The sequence below is a fragment of the Planctopirus sp. SH287 genome (assembly GCF_056500625.1).
This window is the reverse complement of sequence record NZ_CM151403.1, coordinates 5248883-5267233: the sequence shown is the minus strand read 5'-3', so window position 1 is coordinate 5267233 and position 18351 is coordinate 5248883. Positions and strand designations below refer to the sequence as shown.

Here is an 18351-nt window from a genome sequence, read left to right as displayed (position 1 = left end):
GAGTACCAATCAAGAATATCAGAAGATTAAGAATACGTTATCCTGCCCCAGTCGGCTTAGCCAGATCATATCGACAGATTAGCATGAGAACATCAATTGTTAGCCCCTCTTTTTTGAATATCAACAAAAGTACACGTACTGAAGAGGGCTGACACGGAAGTCCGACCGTTTCAACGGCAACTTCCTTGCTTCTTTTTGGGAGATCTCTCGCCACTGCGCTGTCTGACGTTCGGGAAAGTCTGTTTTCCGGGAAGCAGAGCGAAAATCCCGAGTTGAGAGACGACAGCCCATTTCTTGTTATGATTCTTCTGTGTGAACAAAGTGACTTCTGGCGCACCGCCTTCAGGGACAGATCGCATGCGAATCCTTCTGGCAAATCCTCGTGGTTTCTGCGCCGGCGTGAACATGGCCATCGAATGCCTCGATGAAGTGATCCGGATGTTCGGCCCGAACGTCTTTGTCTACCATGAGATCGTCCACAATAAGTATGTGGTGGATCGGTTCACGCGCCAGGGGGTGACCTTCGTCAACACGATTGATGAAGTCCCGGAAGGATCGATCCTCCTTTACAGCGCGCATGGCGTCTCTCCAGTCATTCGTCAGGCGGCACGCGAGCGGAAGCTGCAAACCATCGACGCCACGTGCCCTCTGGTGACCAAAGTTCATTTGGAAGCCATTAAGTATGCACGTGAAAAATTCAACATCATTCTGATCGGCCATGAAGGACACGACGAGGTGATCGGCACGATGGGTGAGGCGCCTCAGAGCATCACGCTGGTCGAGACCGACGACGATGTGGCCAAGCTTTCCTTCACACAGGAAGACCCACTGGTTTACCTGACCCAGACCACGCTCTCGGTGGAAGAAGCCAGCCGCGTGATTTCAGCGCTTAAACGCCGTTACCCGGGGATCAAATCACCGCCGAAAGAAGATATCTGTTACGCCACCACCAATCGACAGGAAGCGGTTGCCCAATTGGCCGTAGAAGCTGATCTGGTGATTGTGCTGGGGAGCCAGAACAGTTCCAACAGTCGGCGCCTCATGGAACTGGGCGCCAACGGCGGCAAGCCTTCCTACCTCGTCGACGGCTCGAATGAACTCAAGCCCGAGTGGTTTGAAGGAGTTGAGTGCGTTCTGATCACTGCCGGTGCCAGCGCGCCTGAAGTGGTCGTACAGGATTGCATCGAATATCTGCGCACGCACTATGGCGCTGTGGTAGATGAACGCACCATTCGTGAAGAGCACGTCTCCTTCCCGCTCCCCAAAGAATTGCGAGCCATGCAACTCCAGCGCAATTAGACCCTATCCAAAAACTCCCTCTCCCGCCTGCGGGAGAGGGCCGGGGTGAGGGGCATTTAACTATCCGTGTTTCAGATAGCTATCGATCACACTTCATCGATGACAACATACTTCCGTTCACAGAGAGTCACACGTCCCCCTCATCCGGCCTACGGCCACCTTCTCGCTCAGGGAGAAGGATTAAAACTCCCTCTCCCGCCTGCGGGAGAGGGCCGGGGTGAGGGGTATTTAGTCTTCCGCTTTTTCAAGTGACTCTTCCACATCCGTTAACTTATCCCCTGCAAACTGATCCAGCCAGGCGACCACATCGGTGGCGCCTTGAATGCGTGCCAGCGAACGTGGGGTGTTGCCCAGATGATCCTGTGCCGTTGGTTTTGCCCCTCGCTCGACCAGAATTTTAGCGGCTTCCAGTTTTCCAGAAAGCGCGGCGAACATCAGCGGTGTCTGCCCGACTCCATTAGTCCGGTTGGGGTCAGCACCACGATTAATCAATTGCCTGATCAGCTCGCTTTCTCCCTTGAAAGCTGCTGCTGAGAGAGCCGTCAAACCCATACGGGTTTTGGCTTCCAGGTCGATGTCATGATGGGCCAACAATTCGTGGGCCACGCGAGAACTGCCGTTATAGACCGCGACGGAAAGCAGTGTGTCGCCGCGAGAATTCCGGACATTCGGCGTGAATCCTTCACACAGAAACTCCCGCACAGTTTCCACATCGTCTTCCCGCGAGGCTTGAAAGACCATTTCCACCAGTTGAGCCTGCTGGGCTTCATCCAGCAAGACCCCCTGTTGAGAAACCAGCGCGGTTTTCTCGGGCATGGGGAACGACCATTCAAAGGCCGCCCATCCGGCCAACCCGACCAATATAGTAAAGACGGTTAAAGTCATGGCCGCACGGGACAGCCAGCGGAGCATTCGGTGACGAAGCATGCTCGCCTCACGTTTTATAGATATGTATTAAGTAGGGTGCACGGAGCGCAAGCGGAATGCACCAATTGAGCGGGAAATGTAAAGACTGGCGCATTCCGCTTTACTCCATGCACCTTACTAATCACTAACTATTTATCAGGCATTGCCCCGCTTTTAACGGCTTCGGATCTTGCCTTAACACTGTTAATGTCGACATTAACCGCCTTCGCCAGTCGAGTGCCATATTCAGCATCCGCCAGATAGAAATGCGTGACCATCTGGAGCTTGACTCGTTCGTCTTTCACCTTGCCCAAATCACCCGCGAGATTAGAAATCAGGTTGGTTTGCTGTTCGGGAGTGAACGATCGGTAAAGTTCACCGGCCTGTTGAAAGTTGAGCGTCTTTTCAATCGCACGCTGCTGCACAGAACCTTCTAATTTAGCCTGGCTATACTTGAACTCGGCGTTATCAACAGGCGATCCGGCTTTGATGCTAGGCTGATAGTTGACATCCGAAGTCGTGACACCAAAATTCATAAACCCGTCCTGGTTATTGTTATCGACCGCAGCCAGCGGTGCATTGACGGGGAGTGTTAAATAGTTAACTCCCACTCGGTAGCGCTGGGTATCCGCATAGGAAAAGAGACGGCCTTGCAATAAGCGGTCTTCGGAAGGTTCAATTCCGGGAACGACCATGGCAGGCGAAAAAGCGACTTGCTCTGTGAACTGAAAAAAGTTCGCAGGCACACGGTTCAGTGTCAGCTTGCCCACCTTGATTTCAGGGACTCCCGTCCAGGTCTTCGTGGCATCGAGGGGATCGAAATCAAACTTGTCCAGATCCTCCGGCTTGAGCCTCTGTACGCCCAATTCCCAACTGGGGAATTTTCCTGCATTGATATTGTCGTACAAGTCTTCCGTATGATTGCTGTGGTTCTTGGCTGTGGCAGCGGCGGCTTCAGCAGCCGTGTGTGTCGCATGGCCTTGCAGACTGTGCCAGTTGAATTTCACATAGGTCACTTTCCCTTGGGCATTGACCCATTTGAAGGCGTGAACTCCAAAGCCATCCATCTGGCGAAGGTTGGCCGGTGTCCCTTGATCCGAATAGACAAACGTCAGCATTTGCGTTGATTCAGGGAGATGTGAGAAGAAATCAAAGAAGCGATTGGGGTCTTGCTGATCCGTAATGGGTGAGGGCTTCAGCGAATGAACCATATCCGGGAACTTCATCGCATCACGAATGAAAAAGACCGGCAGGTTGTTTCCCACCAGATCCCAGTTTCCTTCTTCCGTATAGAATTTCACGGCGAAACCGCGAGGATCACGCAGTTCCTGGGGTGACCCCTTGGGGTGGATCACTGTCGAAAACCGCACGAACGTGGGTGTGACCTTCCCCTTTTGTGAGAATAAGGCCGCCCGCGTGAACTCGGAGTAGTCACCGTAGCTGACGAACTCGCCGTGAGCGCCAACGCCGCGGGCATGCACCACACGCTCGGGGATACGTTCGCGATCAAATCGCGAGAGCTTCTGAATCAGGTGGAAGTTATCCAGCAGCACACTGCCCCGCGGGCCAGCCGTCCGGCTGTTCTGATTGTCACCCACAGGCTGGGCACCATCTTCTGTTAAGCGAGGAGCTTTTGAGCTGGAGGGCGGATCTGCCGCTAAGGTGGTTAACGCGGTACCGGCTAACAATAAACTACTACCAAAGAGCGCGACCAACGATTTCAAACGACTGCTGTGCATCATGGAGTTCCTTTTTTGCCGGGTTGCTTGATTCACAAAAAAATCTGCTGCCATCGAATTGCTGTTGAATGTTGCTGTTTGCCCACCTCACTGTGAAGCCACGACAGTCCGGGCAATGAGATGTTCTTCACAACTGGCGAACGTGCCACAAATGCGGCATGCTCGCTTTTCCAGACCGAGATCACAAAACAATATCCGCCATTTCCGCTGAGCATCTCGCATCAGAACAGTGTTGAGATTACTCGCAAAACAGCGAACCGGAACCGGGGTTCGTCCTATGCGTCACAAAGGTTGTGCCTATGGAACTTCATCAACTGCGTTATTTCCTGAAGGCCGCTGAGCTGCGAAACTTTACCCAAGCGGCTGCGGAGTGCTTTGTTTCTCAGCCATCGCTCAGCCAGCAGATTATCAAGTTGGAACAGGAACTGGGACAGCCGCTTTTCGAGCGCTCAGGCCGGGGGGTGGAACTGACAGAATCAGGAAAGCTGCTTCAAAGTCGTGCCGAACAGATTGTCATGCTGGTCGATCAGGCTCGTCGGGAGATCACAGACGATGGCGAGACGGGCCAGCTTTCCATTGGGGCGATCCCGACGATTGCACCCTATTTTCTGCCGGAAATTGTCCGTCGCTTTCGTGAGACTGTCCCACGTGCCACTTTTAAGTTTAACGAGGATGTGACCGAGCAGTGCCTCAAAAAAGTTCAGACGGGCGAATGGGACTTGGCGATTGTGGCTCTGCCGGTGCGTATTGAGCATCTCGAAGTTGAACCACTGTTTGACGAAGACTTGTGGCTGGCTGTTCCTCATGGGCATCGTCTGGCAGACTTCAAGGAGGTGTCTTTTGAAGAACTTGACCGTGAAACGCTTCTGTTACTGGGTGAAGCCCATTGTCTGACGGAGCATGTGGCGCAGTATTGCCGCCGTAAAGATGCCGCCCCGCTGGAAACGGGTCGTCTGGCCCAACTGACAACCATCACCGAACTGGTCAGTCGGGGTCAGGGGGTCAGTTTTATCCCAACCATGTGCAAAGCGTTCGATCATGAAGGCCGCTGTGTTTATCTCTCACTTCAGGGAGAGCGGCCACAACGCACCATCGCGTTGGTCTGGAACAGTTATCGATATCAGACATTGCTGCTCAAGCGAGCGCTCGACTTTATTCGTAAATGGCCGAAAACATAGCGGAATCAAGCTTCCTGTCGGCGAAGTGAGCGTGGCAGCCAGTGGGCGGGAGGGAAATGCAGCATCATCCACGAGATTCCCAGCACAGCTCCCCCTCCGGCGCTGACACCGACCAGGGCCAACCAGCTGCCATGCGCCCAGGGTTGAGGACTGACAATCAGGCAATAGATGGCTAACAGAGCCAGCGGCACCATCTGAGGTCGCACAGCTTCATTCATGAGCCGCACCCACGAGATTCCCAGAATCGACAGGCCCACCGGGAGCAGAATGGCTCCTTCCAACACCACAGCCGGCACCAGCGTTCCGATCGCGACGCCCAGGCGTCCCATTGTCCAACCAAGAATCAGGCTGATCACCAGGTTTGCCAGGGCTTCAGCAAAATAGATCATGGCGGGAAATCGAATCGTCCCCTGGGCCAGCAGAAAGGATCGCAGCAGATTGCAAGGCAGGGTGACGACGGTCGCCGCCAGAAGGATCACCAGCAGTCGATGAGACTCTTCGTAGCCTCCGCCGACCCAGAGTTGAATCAGGTCGCCACCGAAGTAGTAAGCACCCAGATTGATGCCGGCTGCCAACAGGAACGTGACGCCAATGGCCTGCATAAAGAGTCGGTGCAGTTTGCCGCGATCAGCCGAACTCTGCATGGCGCCAGCGGTCGGCATGCAGATAAAGGCCACTTTTTCAATGGGTTGCCGGATAAACTGCACCAGACGCATGGCGATGTAGTAAGGGACAATGGCTTCGGCACCCATCAGGAAGCCGATGACAATGCTGTCTGTGGCATAGATCAGACTTTGCGCCAGGTTATTGAGCAGCGCCATGGAACTGAACGACGTGCATTCTTTCAGGACGGCGTATTTCCAATGGGCGCGGCCAATCCTCAGTTGAGGGAGTTCGCGCCAGGCCAGAATCATGAACGAACCGTTTTCAAGAACAGTGATCGCCATATAAATCAGAGCCATGGTCAGCAGACCATATTCCTGATGGAGAAAGACGACAATCAATGCCACACGAACCAGATCAAAGACAACGCCAACGGTTCGTTCGAGGTCAAATCGGCGTACGCCCATCAGCACGCCGCCGTAAATACTGCCCAGCAATGAGAGCGAGAGATTGAGGCCGAGAATGACAACAACCCATTGAATTTCAAAGAGTTCATGGCCACTCCAGGTGGTCACCCATGGCAACAACAGCGCGATCACCACAGAGAGAAGGAAGGCAAACAAGGCGCCCACCAGATAAACCGAGGCCACGATGGTCACGATTTCGTTCAGCTTGGTGTATTCGCCTTCGCTGTGATACTTGGCGACGTACCGGCAGATGGTTTCTCCCATCCCCATGTAAAGGAGACCGCCGTAAGCGACAAAGGAGTTAATGAAAATCCATTTCCCATACGAGGCATCCCCCAGGACGCCCATGACGTATGGCATCAGGAAAAAACCTGTCACCAAAGCTGCCAGATGAGCAGCCCACGTAAACAGGAGGTTTGCCTTAAGATTATGACCAGCCATCTCGCCATTCACTTTTCTGGGTGGTAGCCACTGACAGCCCCACATCTGACCCGCAGCTGGATTTTGGAAATCGGGATCTGCAGAATTTCCACCCAACTCGACACCGACTCACGTGTAAACTTAGGTCGAGAAACTGACACAGGCGGAATTCTCGGACTCCGGTAAGAGCGGGAATCTGGCAAAGGTCATGGGTTTTATTCGTAACCAATGAAACTGATTGAAGTTGCAACCAACGACACAACTCACGCCCTGAAAGCAAACCCTGATAATCGGCAAGAATTTCCGAATAAGAGCACTTCCTGTATTGAAGCAGCTTTGCCGAGATTTCCATGTGCGATGGCGTCTCGTCGGCCATGTTGACATTTTGCACCTTGTGAACTAACTTCGCGCTCGTGTTAAGTCGATTCTCCTTATCAGTTTGTTACAGAACTCTTTCGGTCAATTTTAAGCATCTGCGACAGAGGATGTTGGGTTTAAGCATGAGCTAGGGGATAGATCCAGAACGTGAACGTCGGCTGCAAATTCCGACGCGGATACTGCCCTAACATCAATACCAGACACAACATCAGGAGAAGAAGCCTCGGACACCCAGACCGTGGGGTTGGTGAAAACGCGTTGGCGATTAACATTAAACCTGCTTCTGGCGGCTAGGCGGGCATGACGTGGAATTCACAAAAAGTGTTTCATGTCGGGCGTATTTAGCTTGTCCGATACTGTAGATCTGGTTGAATTGATTGATGGAGAAGCCCATGGAATGGGAACATTGAACCTTTCGTTCAGTGAAGGAGCTGGCTGCTCTTGCGTAGCATGTGTTCCATCCCGTGCTGATCATCGATGCCAACTGAATTTCGATGTCAGCCAGAACCGTGGATTTGCCAGGACTTTTGGAATGATCCTCAACATGTTTCGTATGGTCGCAGTGAGCATCCCGTGCAGCATTCTGGCTGTAGGGATTGTGGCGTCTTTAATATCAGCAGCGCAGGCTCAGGAATTAAACTGGGCAACCAAGATGCTGGAGCGTCAGAACATCGACTTCGGCACGGTGGCCCGGGGGGCAGACACTGTCTACCGCCTGAAGATCCGCAACATCTATAAAGAAGATGTGCAGCTCCTTGGCACCCGCACCAGTTGCGGCTGTTCAAAGGCCGAACTAAGCACACGCCTGCTCAAGAGCGGGGAAGAAGGCTACGTCGAGATTCGCATGGACACCTACAAGTTCATGCGAGAAAAGACATCCAATGTCTTCGTCACTTTTTCCATCGCCAATGTGGGCACGATTGAAGTTCAGATTCCCTTGCGAGTTTATATTCGCACCGACGTTGTCCTGACTCCCGGGAACGTGAGTTTCGGTAACTTTGATTACGGTGCTGGCAAGGAAGCCCGCGTGACGGTGGCCTATGCAGGGCGTGCCGACTGGGCCATTACATCGATCACCTCATCACATCCCATGGTTTCCGCCACCGTGGTCGAAACATCACGCAGCGGCGGTGCGGTCAACTATCAGTTAGTTGCCAAAGCCTCACCTGAGATTCCCGTTGGCGTCTTTGGTGGCATACTGTCGGTGATGACCAACGATGGTGGGAATACTGCTGTCCCTGTCCCTTTTAATGGGTTGGTGGAATCTGAATTTGTGGTGACTCCCTCGGTGCTGACTCTGGGGAATCTGGTTCCAGGAACCACCAAATCCCTGCAAGTTGTCGTTCGCTCAAAGAATGCGTTTGCCATTGAAAAGATCGAGTGCGATGCGGCTGATGGGGTCTTCCAGGTGAAGCTTCCCACCACCACCAGCACCGTCCATGTGCTCCCCATGACATTGAAAGTTCCCAATATCAGCGGGCCATTAAACGAGACCTTCACGATCTCGCTCCCTGGTCGGCCCAATGCCATTCAGTTTAAGGCCAATGGCACGATTGTGTCGGCACCAGCCACAACATCATCACCTGCTGTCTCTGTCCCTGCCCCTGAGGGACTCCCCGCACTACCCAGCGGCATCTGAAAACCCATCCGGCAACACATAAACCCTTCTCCCTGAGGAGGGAACGTATGGCTTTCTGGCGGCGCAAGCCCCATTCGTGGATGAACAACCGGCCTTCATACGCCGCCCCAAACCCCGCAAGGGGCTGGCGGCGTAAGCCCCATTCGTGGATGAATTACTGGCCTGCATACGCCGCCACGAAGCCCGCAAGGGCACCGCGCAGGCGGGAGAGGGTGGCACGCAGTGCCGGGTGAGGGATTTTCCAATGGGCGTTCTCAATAGAGAAGTGTGCCTGGATCTCTCTCGACGAGCATGCAGGAAGACCGCTTATTTAAGTATCGGCTCGCCCTCACCCAGCCTCTCCCATCGGAATGGGAGAGGAGCAAATCCATTAACAACTGTTTTCTGGCGGCGTAAGACCCATTCGCGGATGAACGACTGACCCCCATACGCCGCCACGAAGCCCGCAAGGGCACCGCAAGGGGAGAGGGTGTGGCAAATCCGTTTACCCCCTCTTCGCTGGATGCCTGAGTTTGTCTGCGGTAGCCTCAGCAGATGGCTTCGTTTACCGGCGACAATCGTTGGCATAACGAAGCCGGAAGTTCATGAGGATTGATTGCGGGGTGAGCGGCTTATGCCGACCTGTTGTATCGCGGCGGGTGGAAATCTCGGAGACGTGGCGGAGACCTTGCGGTCGGCGTGGCAGATGCTGGCCGCAATTCCGGGAATCGCTGCGCTAAAGCCCAGCCATCTTTACCGCACTGTTCCTATCGGTGAACATGCGGGCGATGTGTTTCTTAATGCGGCCTGCCGTTTGGAAACAACGCTTCCCGCCCTGGAAATTCTGGATCATTTGCGGGCGATTGAAACTCATTTTGGCCGAACGCGTGGTGTTTGCTGGGGGCCGAGAACGATTGATCTGGATCTGATTCTTTACGGCCAGAACATCATTCGCTTACCCCAGCTTTCTGTTCCTCATCCCGCGGCATGGTACCGCCGTTTTGTGCTTGACCCACTGGTAGAGATCGCTGGTGAACTGACTCATCCCGTCCATCGCCAGACGTTCCGGCGATTGCACGAACAACTGGCCGCTCGACCGCTCAAAGTCGCTTTAGGGCCGCTGGAAGTTGACGAAGGAGTCACCATGTCTTCCCTTCGTCATCAGCTGCAAGCGGTCTTTCCTCAAGTGGAAATAACCGACCTGGAAGCGGCGCATCAGGCATATCTGGTTATCACTGGGACAGTGGGTGCCTATGATCTCCGTGATGGTTGGTTGCAACAGACCTCACCATTGCGATTGGTTGATTCCGCAGAACGTCCAGCCCGCAGTTTTCATGATGTCTACCACATCCTGCTGTCGGCGACCGACTCACCAGAACGAATTTCAGAACCCGGAGAAAATCCCTCATGACAGGTGGTAATGAGGTTCCCATTCGACGCCGGGTGACTCTGGAAATGTTGATATCTCTTGATTCATGAGCAGTGGAAAACAATGACAACACCTTCCTTTCGCGGCACGATCCTGTTTGATATCGATGGCACATTGATCGACGCCGGAGGGGCAGGACAAGCCGCGATGGAAGCCGCTTTCCGCGACGAATTCACCTCGTTGCGTGAAATCACTGGGATTCCTACTGCGGGACGTACCGACCGGGCAATCACCCGTGATTTGTTCGAATTTCACGAAGGTGTTTGTGATGACTTGTCGTTGGGTCGGATGCGTGATCTCTATCTGTCCCGCCTGCCGCAATACCTTCAGACGCATGCGGGGGAATTGTTGCCAGGAGCGGCTGAATTACTGCATCAGCTCACACTCTCCCAGCGATGGCGGCTCTCTCTGTTGACGGGAAATTTTGAAGAAGCCGCCTGGATCAAATTACGGCATTTTGGAATCGAGTCTCATTTTGTCGATGGAGGATTTGGCGACCATCACGTTGATCGGGATGATGTCGCACGGATGGTTTGGGAGAAATTGCTAAGCCGTGAGCCTCATTTGAGCCGCCATCCGGTGATCGTCATTGGTGATACGCCCGCAGATGTGAAATGTGGCCGGGCGATTGGCGCGCGTGTGGTGGCCGTGGCGACTGGTGTTTATTCGTCCGAGGCATTGAAAGCGGCTGAGCCAGACTGGCTGGTCGAAAATCTGCATGACACACGGTGGCTGACTGATTTATAACAGGGGAAAATCTTTCCATTGTTATGACGGGCCAGGTTATGTCATCTGCTGAAACTCGTCGAAATCCCCTTGGTGATCGACCCGCACAGCCACAGCCACAATTACAACCACAGGCACAGCCATGGCTTTCTCGCCGGGATTGGCTACAGACCACCTCGGGATATTTGGCTTCGAGTCTTGCAGTGGCTGCTGGTGGGTCACTTTTCCTGTCGACAGCGCAGTCTCAGCAGGTTTCTAAGCCGCAGTTATCGACGGCGAAATGGGAAGTGCTGTATCTCCCACCCCGTCAGCGTCGGGCCAGCATTCAGCCGCTTCCTGAAGGAAGCCCTTTGAAGCTGGTCAAAAGTCTGGATCTGGTGGGGCCAGCGGTCGGTCATCCTCATCAGTTAGGAAAGTTTGCGATCAATGGCGAATTTGGAATCGCCGGGGCATTGCTGACCCGCGTAACGGGGGCCAATGCGGCCATTGAGGTGGCAACTGCTGAAAACTTTGAGATGGAAGGAATGATCCAGGCCGAAGGGACAGGCGGCTGGTTCATCCTGCTTGGCTGGAAGGATGGCACCGGCAATGTCCTCTATCAGATGGGCACACGTGTGAGCGGTTCCCCCTGGTATCACTGCTATTTCAAAGATGGTGTGGCTGATAAAGACTCTCAGACGGAGTTTGGCCGGATTGAATGGAAAGGAGGGCAACCGGTAGTACTGACGGTTAGCAATCAGGCCGTCAGTCTGAAAGTGGGCACGTTCAGGCTGGCCCATGAAATGGCGCTCAGGGACTATGCCGGCGGACAAGTTCTGATTGGTACTTATGACACGCAATATGGGCCACGGGATGTGAGAATTCAGTCACTGCGAATAAAACACAACAAAACGCCCTAATACGTTCTCAGTACCTGCCCGAAAACTCTCCAACCCTTCTCCCTCGAGGGAGAAGGTGGCCGAAGGCCGGATGAGGGGGATCGCGTGACTCTCGGCGAAAGGGAGCACGTTGCTATCAACAAAGTGTTATCAGATATCTACCTGAAACACGGATAGTTAAATCCCCCTCACCCGCAAGCGTGGCCTCTGGCGGCGTAAGACCCATTCGTCAACAAACAACTGACCTTCATACGCCGCCCCAAACCCCGCAAGGGAGCGTACCGTCATTGACGAAGTGTTATCAGATATCTATCTGATAACACGGATAGTTAAATCCCCCTTACCCGCAAGCCTGCCCTCTGGCGGCGTAAGACCCATTCGTCAACAAACAACTGGCCTTCATACGCCGCCCCAAACCCCGCAAGGGAGCATACCGTCATTGACAAAGTGTTATCAGATATCTATCTGAAACACGGATAGTTAAATCCCCCTCACCCGCAAGCCTGCCCTCTGGCGGCGTAAGACCCATTCGTCAACAAACAACTGGCCTTCATACGCCGCCCCAAACCCCGCAAGGGGGTCTCAGTTAAAGTTCTGATTCTTTGCCGCGATGATCACTGATGCGACCTGTTCTTGATTTGACGTTGAAAGCAGCAGCGGCAGTCAAATGACAGTGGCGGTCAAAAGGCAAAAGACGTGGCAGGGATCGCACCCCCCGCCACGTCTTCACACACTTGCTTTGTTTCAGAGACCCAGCACGCGACAATTGTGCTTTTACTGGGCAGAGGAACGGAATCAGTTCCCTTCGGCGTAACCAATGCTGCACGAACCACAGACGAGTTCGCAGCTACTGTTGACGTCGCAATCATCGACACTATCTTTGTAGTGTGTGCCAGCGACATAGCTCTTGAGTTTACCGTTGCTGGAAGCTTTGAAGCCGGTGAAGCAGTACGACTGATCCAGGCGGCCGAAAGCGTTTGACAGATCGTTGAGTTCCGTGTTAATCGCCACCGCGACTTCACTCATGCCGACAATAACTCCCAGAACCAGCACGGTCAGAACCAGCACGAGTTCCGCAGAGATCACAGCACCCATTTCGTCACGATACATTGCAGTCAGCATTCTTAGCACTCCCGGCACCAGGGACGAGCGAGGAGTTAATCGTCGCAACACCTTGTCACAACTTTGATTGACAGCTCGTCGAGTGCTTTCCCTCTAGGCAGTCGGTGTGCCAAGAATGAGTGTTGCCAAAAATCGACGCAGGTTTTGCCTTCATCACGGCTGAATTGCAGTGCGCCACGAGTCACGATAACAAAAAACAACAAAGACAAAACTGTTGTTGGCGCGCTGCAACCTTGGCTTTGAATCACTGCGTTTCATGACATTGAAAAGATCTGTCAGTCTCCATTGGCGCCCGGTTGAATTCCGGCATCACACGAAAGAATCGTTATTCTCGGAGCCTGCCGTTGGTGCAACTGACCTGACATGACATGAACTGGAAAGGTCGCGAAGAATTTGAAACGGGGATGGACGAAAAAAGAAGCCGGCCACCAGAGAGAGAGTGGCCGACTTCAAAGATTCACCATCAACGATTCAATCACTAATTCAACGGGCTTATTCCCATTCGATCGTGCTGGGTGGTTTAGAACTAATGTCATAAACGACACGATTTACGCCGCGAACCTCGTTGATGATGCGTGTTGAAAGGACACGCATCACATCGTAAGGAAGCGGATACCAGTCAGCGGTCATGAAATCATCGGTAGAGACAGCCCGTACCGCGATTGTCTCTTCATAAGTCCGGCCATCCCCCATGACACCCACCGATTGAACGGGCAGAATGACAGCGAAGGCCTGTTGAATGTCTCGATACAAACCCGCTTTACGAAGTTCTTCCAGCACAATGGCGTCGGCTTCCCGCAGAGCTTGTAGTCGCTCGGAGGTAATTCCGCCCAGGCATCGCACTGCCAGGCCGGGGCCGGGGAAGGGATGTCGCCAGATCAACTCTTCGGAGAGACCCAGTGCCAGTCCCATTCGGCGGACTTCGTCTTTGAAGAGATCCCGCAACGGTTCGATCAGCTCAAACCCCAACTGCTCCGGCAACCCACCAACATTATGGTGATACTTAATCGTCGCGGCAGGGCCATCGGTTGAACCGCCAGATTCGATCACATCAGGATAGAGAGTTCCCTGAGCCAGAAACCGAGCATCGGTGATCGATTCGGCTTCTTTACGAAAGACTTCAATAAAGACCCGGCCAATGATCTTTCTCTTCCGCTGAGGATCGGTCACACCCGTCAGTTCTGAAAGGAACCGATGGCTGGCATCCACCACATGCAGATCTGTTTTGAAGTGATTCTGGAAGCGTTCGCGAACTTTATCCGACTCCCCTTTTCGTAGCAGACCGTTATCGACGAAAATGCAGGAGAGTTGCGAACCAATAGCCTTATAAAGCAAAGCGGCCACAACGGAGGAATCGACGCCTCCCGAGAGTCCGCAAATCACCCGACTGGTGCCGACTTGCTCACGAATGGCCGCGACTTGCTGGTCAATCAATGATTCAATCTGCCAGGTGCCGCTGCAGCCGCAGATCGAACGGAGGAAGTTTTCGAGGAGTTGCTTGCCGTACTCGGAATGCGTGACTTCGGGATGGAACTGCAGCCCATAGATTTCTCGGGACGCATGGCGGACGGCCGCCATAGGGCACGATTCGGTGTGAGCGATGGAGACAAACTGATCTCCAACTTGCTCGACCTGATCGCCGTGGCTCATCCAGACCGTCGACTTCTGAGGCATCCCGGCGAGTAAAGGATGTTCGGAGTTCACTTCCAGCGAAGTGCGGCCAAACTCGCGGGTTTTTCCGGCTTTGACCTGACCACCCAGCGCCTGGCAGGTGAGTTGCATGCCGTAGCAGATGCCAAGAATGGGGATTCCGAGGTCAAAAATCCCAGGATCACATTTGGGAGATTTTTCGCCGTAAACGCTGGCTGGGCCACCAGAAAGGATAATTCCACGTGGGGCCAGTTCACGAACACGTTCTGCGCTGATGTCGTGGCGAACCAGTTGGCAGAAGACGTTGAGGTCGCGAACGCGACGGGCAATGAGTTGGGCCGTTTGTGACCCAAAGTCCAGAACGAGAACCAGTTCAGACTGTAGCCGGCTGGCGGCATCGGTGTTGCTGGAAGATGGTGTGAACCGAGGGGCACCGGTCATGGCGGGAAATGTTCCGACATCGAGCAAACGGTTTCCCGGCCACACTTTCACGCGGCGTTCAAGGTGGACTCGGGAGCAAACCGTTATTGTGGCAACCTTGATCGCCAACGGCAAATGAACTTGAGGTTCCGTGAGAAAAAGACAAAAGCCCCCCATTCAGAAATGCAGGGCTTTTGTCATCAATCGGAAAATTCAGGCGTTTACGATCAATCCATTAGAAGTTGCCGGCAACTTCACCACCATCACGGGTTCCCAAGGCACCCCAAACGCCATAAGGGCTTGGGCCACTTGTGTTAGCGGTTGCAGCCAGGTTGCCAGTGTCGATGTTGTCCGAGATGAAACGGACGGCACCGTCGGCAAACAGGGCATGGACACCACCCGTATGATAGCTGGAAGGAGTGATGATGGCGGTCACCGAATCGGCGTCACCATTGGAACCCTCTGCACATGAGGGAGAGTTCGGAGGAAGGACGGTTGAGAAACCGGATCGTTCCAGTCGCCCATCTGTCCAGCAGGTTCCCGACCGTTCCTTCACAGATTCCGAGGAGAGGAAGTAGTTCCCACTTGCCACCGTACGGCATTGAGCAGGGTTCGTTGCTAACCCCGACTTGCCAAGAGCAATGCCCATGTTCGTACGTTTTGTATTGCCAGGCCCGGCGCCTGTGTTTCCTTTACATCGCTCGCTGATAGCAATGGTGTTGCTTGTCCCGTCGGTGCAATGGCGAACGCCGACGGTATTGGCGTAACCAAACAGACCACGGACATTTCGCAGGGAATCGGCGTTGGTAATCGTATCACCAATGGAAAAAACGTAGTTGTTCTGTGCCGGGCCTGCTGCAAAAGAATCTGAAGGGCACTGCAATGCATTAAGGCTGACGTTCCAGACGGCCCAAGCCCCACTGTTTCCCGAATTCCAACCCCAGTCACCGCCGCGGCCAACAGCAGGCGTGGCAGTGAGATCACCGGCTTCAATACGGTTATACAAAGGCCCCTGATCAATAAATGGCAGCAGGCCAATCACACCAGAACGCCGCTCTGAATTGTGATGAGGTACAGAATCCCAGGTCGGGCCATTGGTTCCACCACGACGATGGACAAACGTGCCGAAAACATCGTGGTAGTTGTGAAGAGCTAACCCTAATTGCTTCAAGTTGTTACGGCACTGCGTGCGACGTGCGGCCTCTCGGGCCTGCTGCACGGCTGGCAGCAGCAGCGCGATCAAAATCGCAATGATCGCAATCACAACCAGCAATTCAATGAGCGTAAAGCCCCGGCGTTGAAATGACATGAAACCTCCTCATCAGTCGTAAAATCTTGAAAAGTGATTGGGAGAAACTGTCAAAGGGCGAGCGACCTGTAACATTTCAAAGCCAATTGTGTGGATTTCGTGAACACCACTACAAATATAGGTGCTTCCACCAATCTCAGTCCAGACATGCTTTGGCACTGATCAATAAAAAAATGGCTTTATTTGATCGGATTGAGAGGAAGTCACGGCTGAAAAGCAGGCACAGAGAGAGTCCTGGGATCGATGGGTGCTGACGTTGCGTTTTCATAACCATTTGTGATCATTCTGGTTATGGCTTCCGTTCCGTCGGCGGAAGGCTACGAAAAAACCGCGTCAGTTCGTGAAATATCGATGGATACCGGGGATTTTCAAAGAGGCGATCTGAACCATCGCGACCACAAGACCGCCCAGGAAATCGCGAGACTTAACCTCGCACTCCAGAGAAGCCATCACAACTCTCTGATGTGAAGGGCGAGTTAAGGATGAATTTTTATTTAATGTCACAATATTCTACTGGTGGTCACATCTTGTCGCCGGTATCGTTCCGCAGCATCAACATCGTTTTCTTTTGTACTTTTCGTGGAGATGATTATGAAGAAACAATGGCTGCCGTTTAACAGAAGTGGGTTTACGTTAATTGAGCTGCTCGTCGTTATTGCGATTATCGCCGTATTGATTGCGCTGCTGCTCCCCGCTGTTCAGCAGGCCCGCGAGGCGGCGCGTCGTTCTGCCTGCGTCAACAATTTGAAGCAGCTAGGTCTGGCGATTCATAACTATGAATCATCCACAGGCTATATCCCGTGTTTTGGCCTGGGCGGAGTCAGAACCTATGATTACTCGCCACATGTGATGCTCCTCCCCTACATCGATCAGGCGCCGCGGTACAACTTGTTAGCGGCAGATGGATTTAACACTCAGCCATGGGGTGTCAATCAGGCTTGGATGGGGAACATTCCCCTGTTCTTATGCCCTTCAGATTCTGCCTCTCTTCCGACTGATGGCCGAACAGCGACGAACTATTGCTATTCCGAAGGGGATCATCAGGTTCAACAGTACAATCATGGAAGTGGTCGCGCAGGATTCTCGGGACTACAGAACCCCCGATCCGCTTTCCCGGTGGATAATATCAAACGCTTTCGAGATGTTGTTGACGGTCTTTCAAACACCGTATTTATCAGCGAACGTTGCATTTCTCCCGAGAATGCGATTGAAGATCGTATTCGTGGCGGGACACTTTTCAACGTTCAGGCCTACGATAGTGGCCCTCAAACCTGCATGACCTACCGCTCAGGAGCCAGGTATAATCTCACGCTGCCCGGCCGCAGCGGAGCCACCACGGCAAAAGGGGGCGCGGGGCATTATTTCGGCTACTGGGGAATGGGCACCGTTCGCTTTCAGACGATTATCCCGCCCAATGGGCCATCGTGTAGTTACCATGCCTCCAATGTGGCGGTTGGCCCGAGCTTTAATGCCGCTAACAGCTATCACTCGGGAGGAGTCAATGTCTGCATGGGCGATGGTTCCGTGAGATTTATCTCTGACTCTATTGATACCGGAGATATGTCGGCACTCGCAAGAAATGTCAGAAGCGGCCGGTCACCTTATGGGGTTTGGGGGGGATTGGGAGCGATCAATGGCGGCGAGGTTGTAGAATATTAAATGACGATATTTTCCGCTTACAGGAGAAACGCCATGCCATGGCGAATCTGCGCGATATTTTTATTGCAACTCAGCCTGATGACCGTACAGGTGGGATGCTGGGCACGTAGCGACTCCGGCATGGTTCCCGCTAAAGGGATTGTGAACTATGAAGGGCAGCCCGTCGAAGGAGCCGCCGTCACTTTTATCCCGACTGATGGAGGCCTCCGAACAAAGGCGGCATCGAGTTTTACAGATGCGGAAGGTCATTTTCTCATGGGAACGCGAAATCCCGGCGATGGGGTGATCCCTGGAATTTATCACGTTGTCATCTCCAAGAATATTGACAGCACTCATTACACCAAAGAAGAAATTGATGCGGGCAAAGGAGATTTGTCGAAGGGATTAAAAATGGAATTTTTACTGCCCCGAAAATATAGTGATATTAAAACATCAGGTCTGAAAGCTGAAATTGGTGAACAGGGAGAGACTCAACTGGACTTTAATCTCTCGAAGTAGTTCTCACGTTCATCCAGCATGCGGCAACGATTATCAGCTTAGAATTACAAAG

The 18351-nt window shown here is 53.2% G+C and carries 15 protein-coding genes; 8 read left to right on the top strand and 7 right to left on the bottom strand.

What is annotated here, in order from left to right; translation table 11 throughout:
* Positions 1-170: 170 nt before the first annotated feature.
* Positions 171-359 carry a hypothetical protein gene (locus tag SH287x_RS19620; protein ID WP_479516092.1) on the bottom strand — a complete coding sequence of 63 codons (189 nt, stop codon included), beginning with the start codon at positions 357-359 and terminating at the stop codon, positions 171-173.
* Here SH287x_RS19620 and ispH point away from each other — a divergent pair.
* A complete protein-coding gene (gene ispH / locus SH287x_RS19615; RefSeq protein ID WP_479516091.1) occupies positions 358-1299 on the top strand; it encodes a 4-hydroxy-3-methylbut-2-enyl diphosphate reductase in 942 nt (313 codons plus the stop codon). The two genes, SH287x_RS19620 and ispH, sit on opposite strands and share 2 nt — an antisense overlap.
* A gap of 228 nt (positions 1300-1527) precedes the next feature.
* Here the strand turns inward: ispH and SH287x_RS19610 are convergent, their stop codons facing one another.
* Entirely contained in the window at positions 1528-2226 is a 699-nt protein-coding gene (locus SH287x_RS19610) for an ankyrin repeat domain-containing protein (RefSeq protein ID WP_479516090.1), read from the bottom strand.
* A 128-nt stretch (positions 2227-2354) separates the two neighbouring features.
* A complete protein-coding gene (locus tag SH287x_RS19605; RefSeq protein ID WP_479516089.1) occupies positions 2355-3947 on the bottom strand; it encodes a catalase in 1593 nt (530 codons plus the stop codon).
* 296 nt (positions 3948-4243) lie between these two features.
* On the opposite strand from SH287x_RS19605, the gene SH287x_RS19600 reads away from it, so the two are divergent.
* Positions 4244-5122 (top strand): LysR family transcriptional regulator, encoded by an 879-nt coding sequence (locus SH287x_RS19600; RefSeq protein ID WP_479516088.1) that lies wholly within the window; start codon positions 4244-4246, stop codon positions 5120-5122.
* A gap of 5 nt (positions 5123-5127) precedes the next feature.
* Here SH287x_RS19600 and SH287x_RS19595 read toward each other — a convergent pair whose 3' ends face one another.
* Complete coding sequence (locus tag SH287x_RS19595; protein WP_479516087.1) at positions 5128-6633, bottom strand: lipopolysaccharide biosynthesis protein; 1506 nt, start codon at positions 6631-6633, stop codon at positions 5128-5130.
* 685 nt (positions 6634-7318) lie between these two features.
* Here SH287x_RS19595 and SH287x_RS19590 point away from each other — a divergent pair.
* The 4 genes from SH287x_RS19590 (at position 7319) to SH287x_RS19575 (ending at position 11662) form a co-directional block, all read left to right on the top strand.
* Positions 7319-8629 (top strand): DUF1573 domain-containing protein, encoded by a 1311-nt coding sequence (locus SH287x_RS19590; RefSeq protein ID WP_479516086.1) that lies wholly within the window; start codon positions 7319-7321, stop codon positions 8627-8629.
* 613 nt (positions 8630-9242) lie between these two features.
* Positions 9243-10019, top strand: coding sequence for a 2-amino-4-hydroxy-6-hydroxymethyldihydropteridine diphosphokinase (folK, locus tag SH287x_RS19585; protein WP_479516085.1), 777 nt, complete (start codon positions 9243-9245; stop codon positions 10017-10019).
* Positions 10020-10100: 81 nt separating this feature from the next.
* Positions 10101-10784, top strand: a complete 684-nt coding sequence (locus SH287x_RS19580) for an HAD family hydrolase (RefSeq protein ID WP_479516084.1) — start codon at positions 10101-10103, stop codon at positions 10782-10784.
* A gap of 38 nt (positions 10785-10822) precedes the next feature.
* Positions 10823-11662 (top strand): hypothetical protein, encoded by an 840-nt coding sequence (locus SH287x_RS19575; protein ID WP_479516083.1) that lies wholly within the window; start codon positions 10823-10825, stop codon positions 11660-11662.
* A gap of 774 nt (positions 11663-12436) precedes the next feature.
* On the opposite strand, the gene SH287x_RS19570 is transcribed toward SH287x_RS19575, so the two are convergent.
* The 3 genes from SH287x_RS19570 to SH287x_RS19560 form a co-directional block, all read right to left on the bottom strand.
* Entirely contained in the window at positions 12437-12763 is a 327-nt protein-coding gene (locus tag SH287x_RS19570) for a hypothetical protein (protein ID WP_479516082.1), read from the bottom strand.
* A 492-nt stretch (positions 12764-13255) separates the two neighbouring features.
* On the bottom strand, positions 13256-14854 hold the full coding sequence (guaA, locus tag SH287x_RS19565; RefSeq protein WP_479518742.1) for a glutamine-hydrolyzing GMP synthase: 1599 nt from the start codon (positions 14852-14854) through the stop codon (positions 13256-13258).
* 214 nt (positions 14855-15068) lie between these two features.
* Positions 15069-16142, bottom strand: a complete 1074-nt coding sequence (locus tag SH287x_RS19560) for a DUF1559 domain-containing protein (RefSeq protein WP_479516081.1) — start codon at positions 16140-16142, stop codon at positions 15069-15071.
* Between the two features lie 591 nt (positions 16143-16733).
* Here SH287x_RS19560 and SH287x_RS19555 point away from each other — a divergent pair.
* Together SH287x_RS19555 and SH287x_RS19550 are read left to right on the top strand one after the other, a co-directional pair.
* Positions 16734-17801, top strand: a complete 1068-nt coding sequence (locus tag SH287x_RS19555) for a DUF1559 family PulG-like putative transporter (protein ID WP_479516080.1) — start codon at positions 16734-16736, stop codon at positions 17799-17801.
* A gap of 33 nt (positions 17802-17834) precedes the next feature.
* Positions 17835-18299, top strand: coding sequence for a carboxypeptidase-like regulatory domain-containing protein (locus SH287x_RS19550; RefSeq protein ID WP_479516079.1), 465 nt, complete (start codon positions 17835-17837; stop codon positions 18297-18299).
* Positions 18300-18351: the final 52 nt, after the last annotated feature.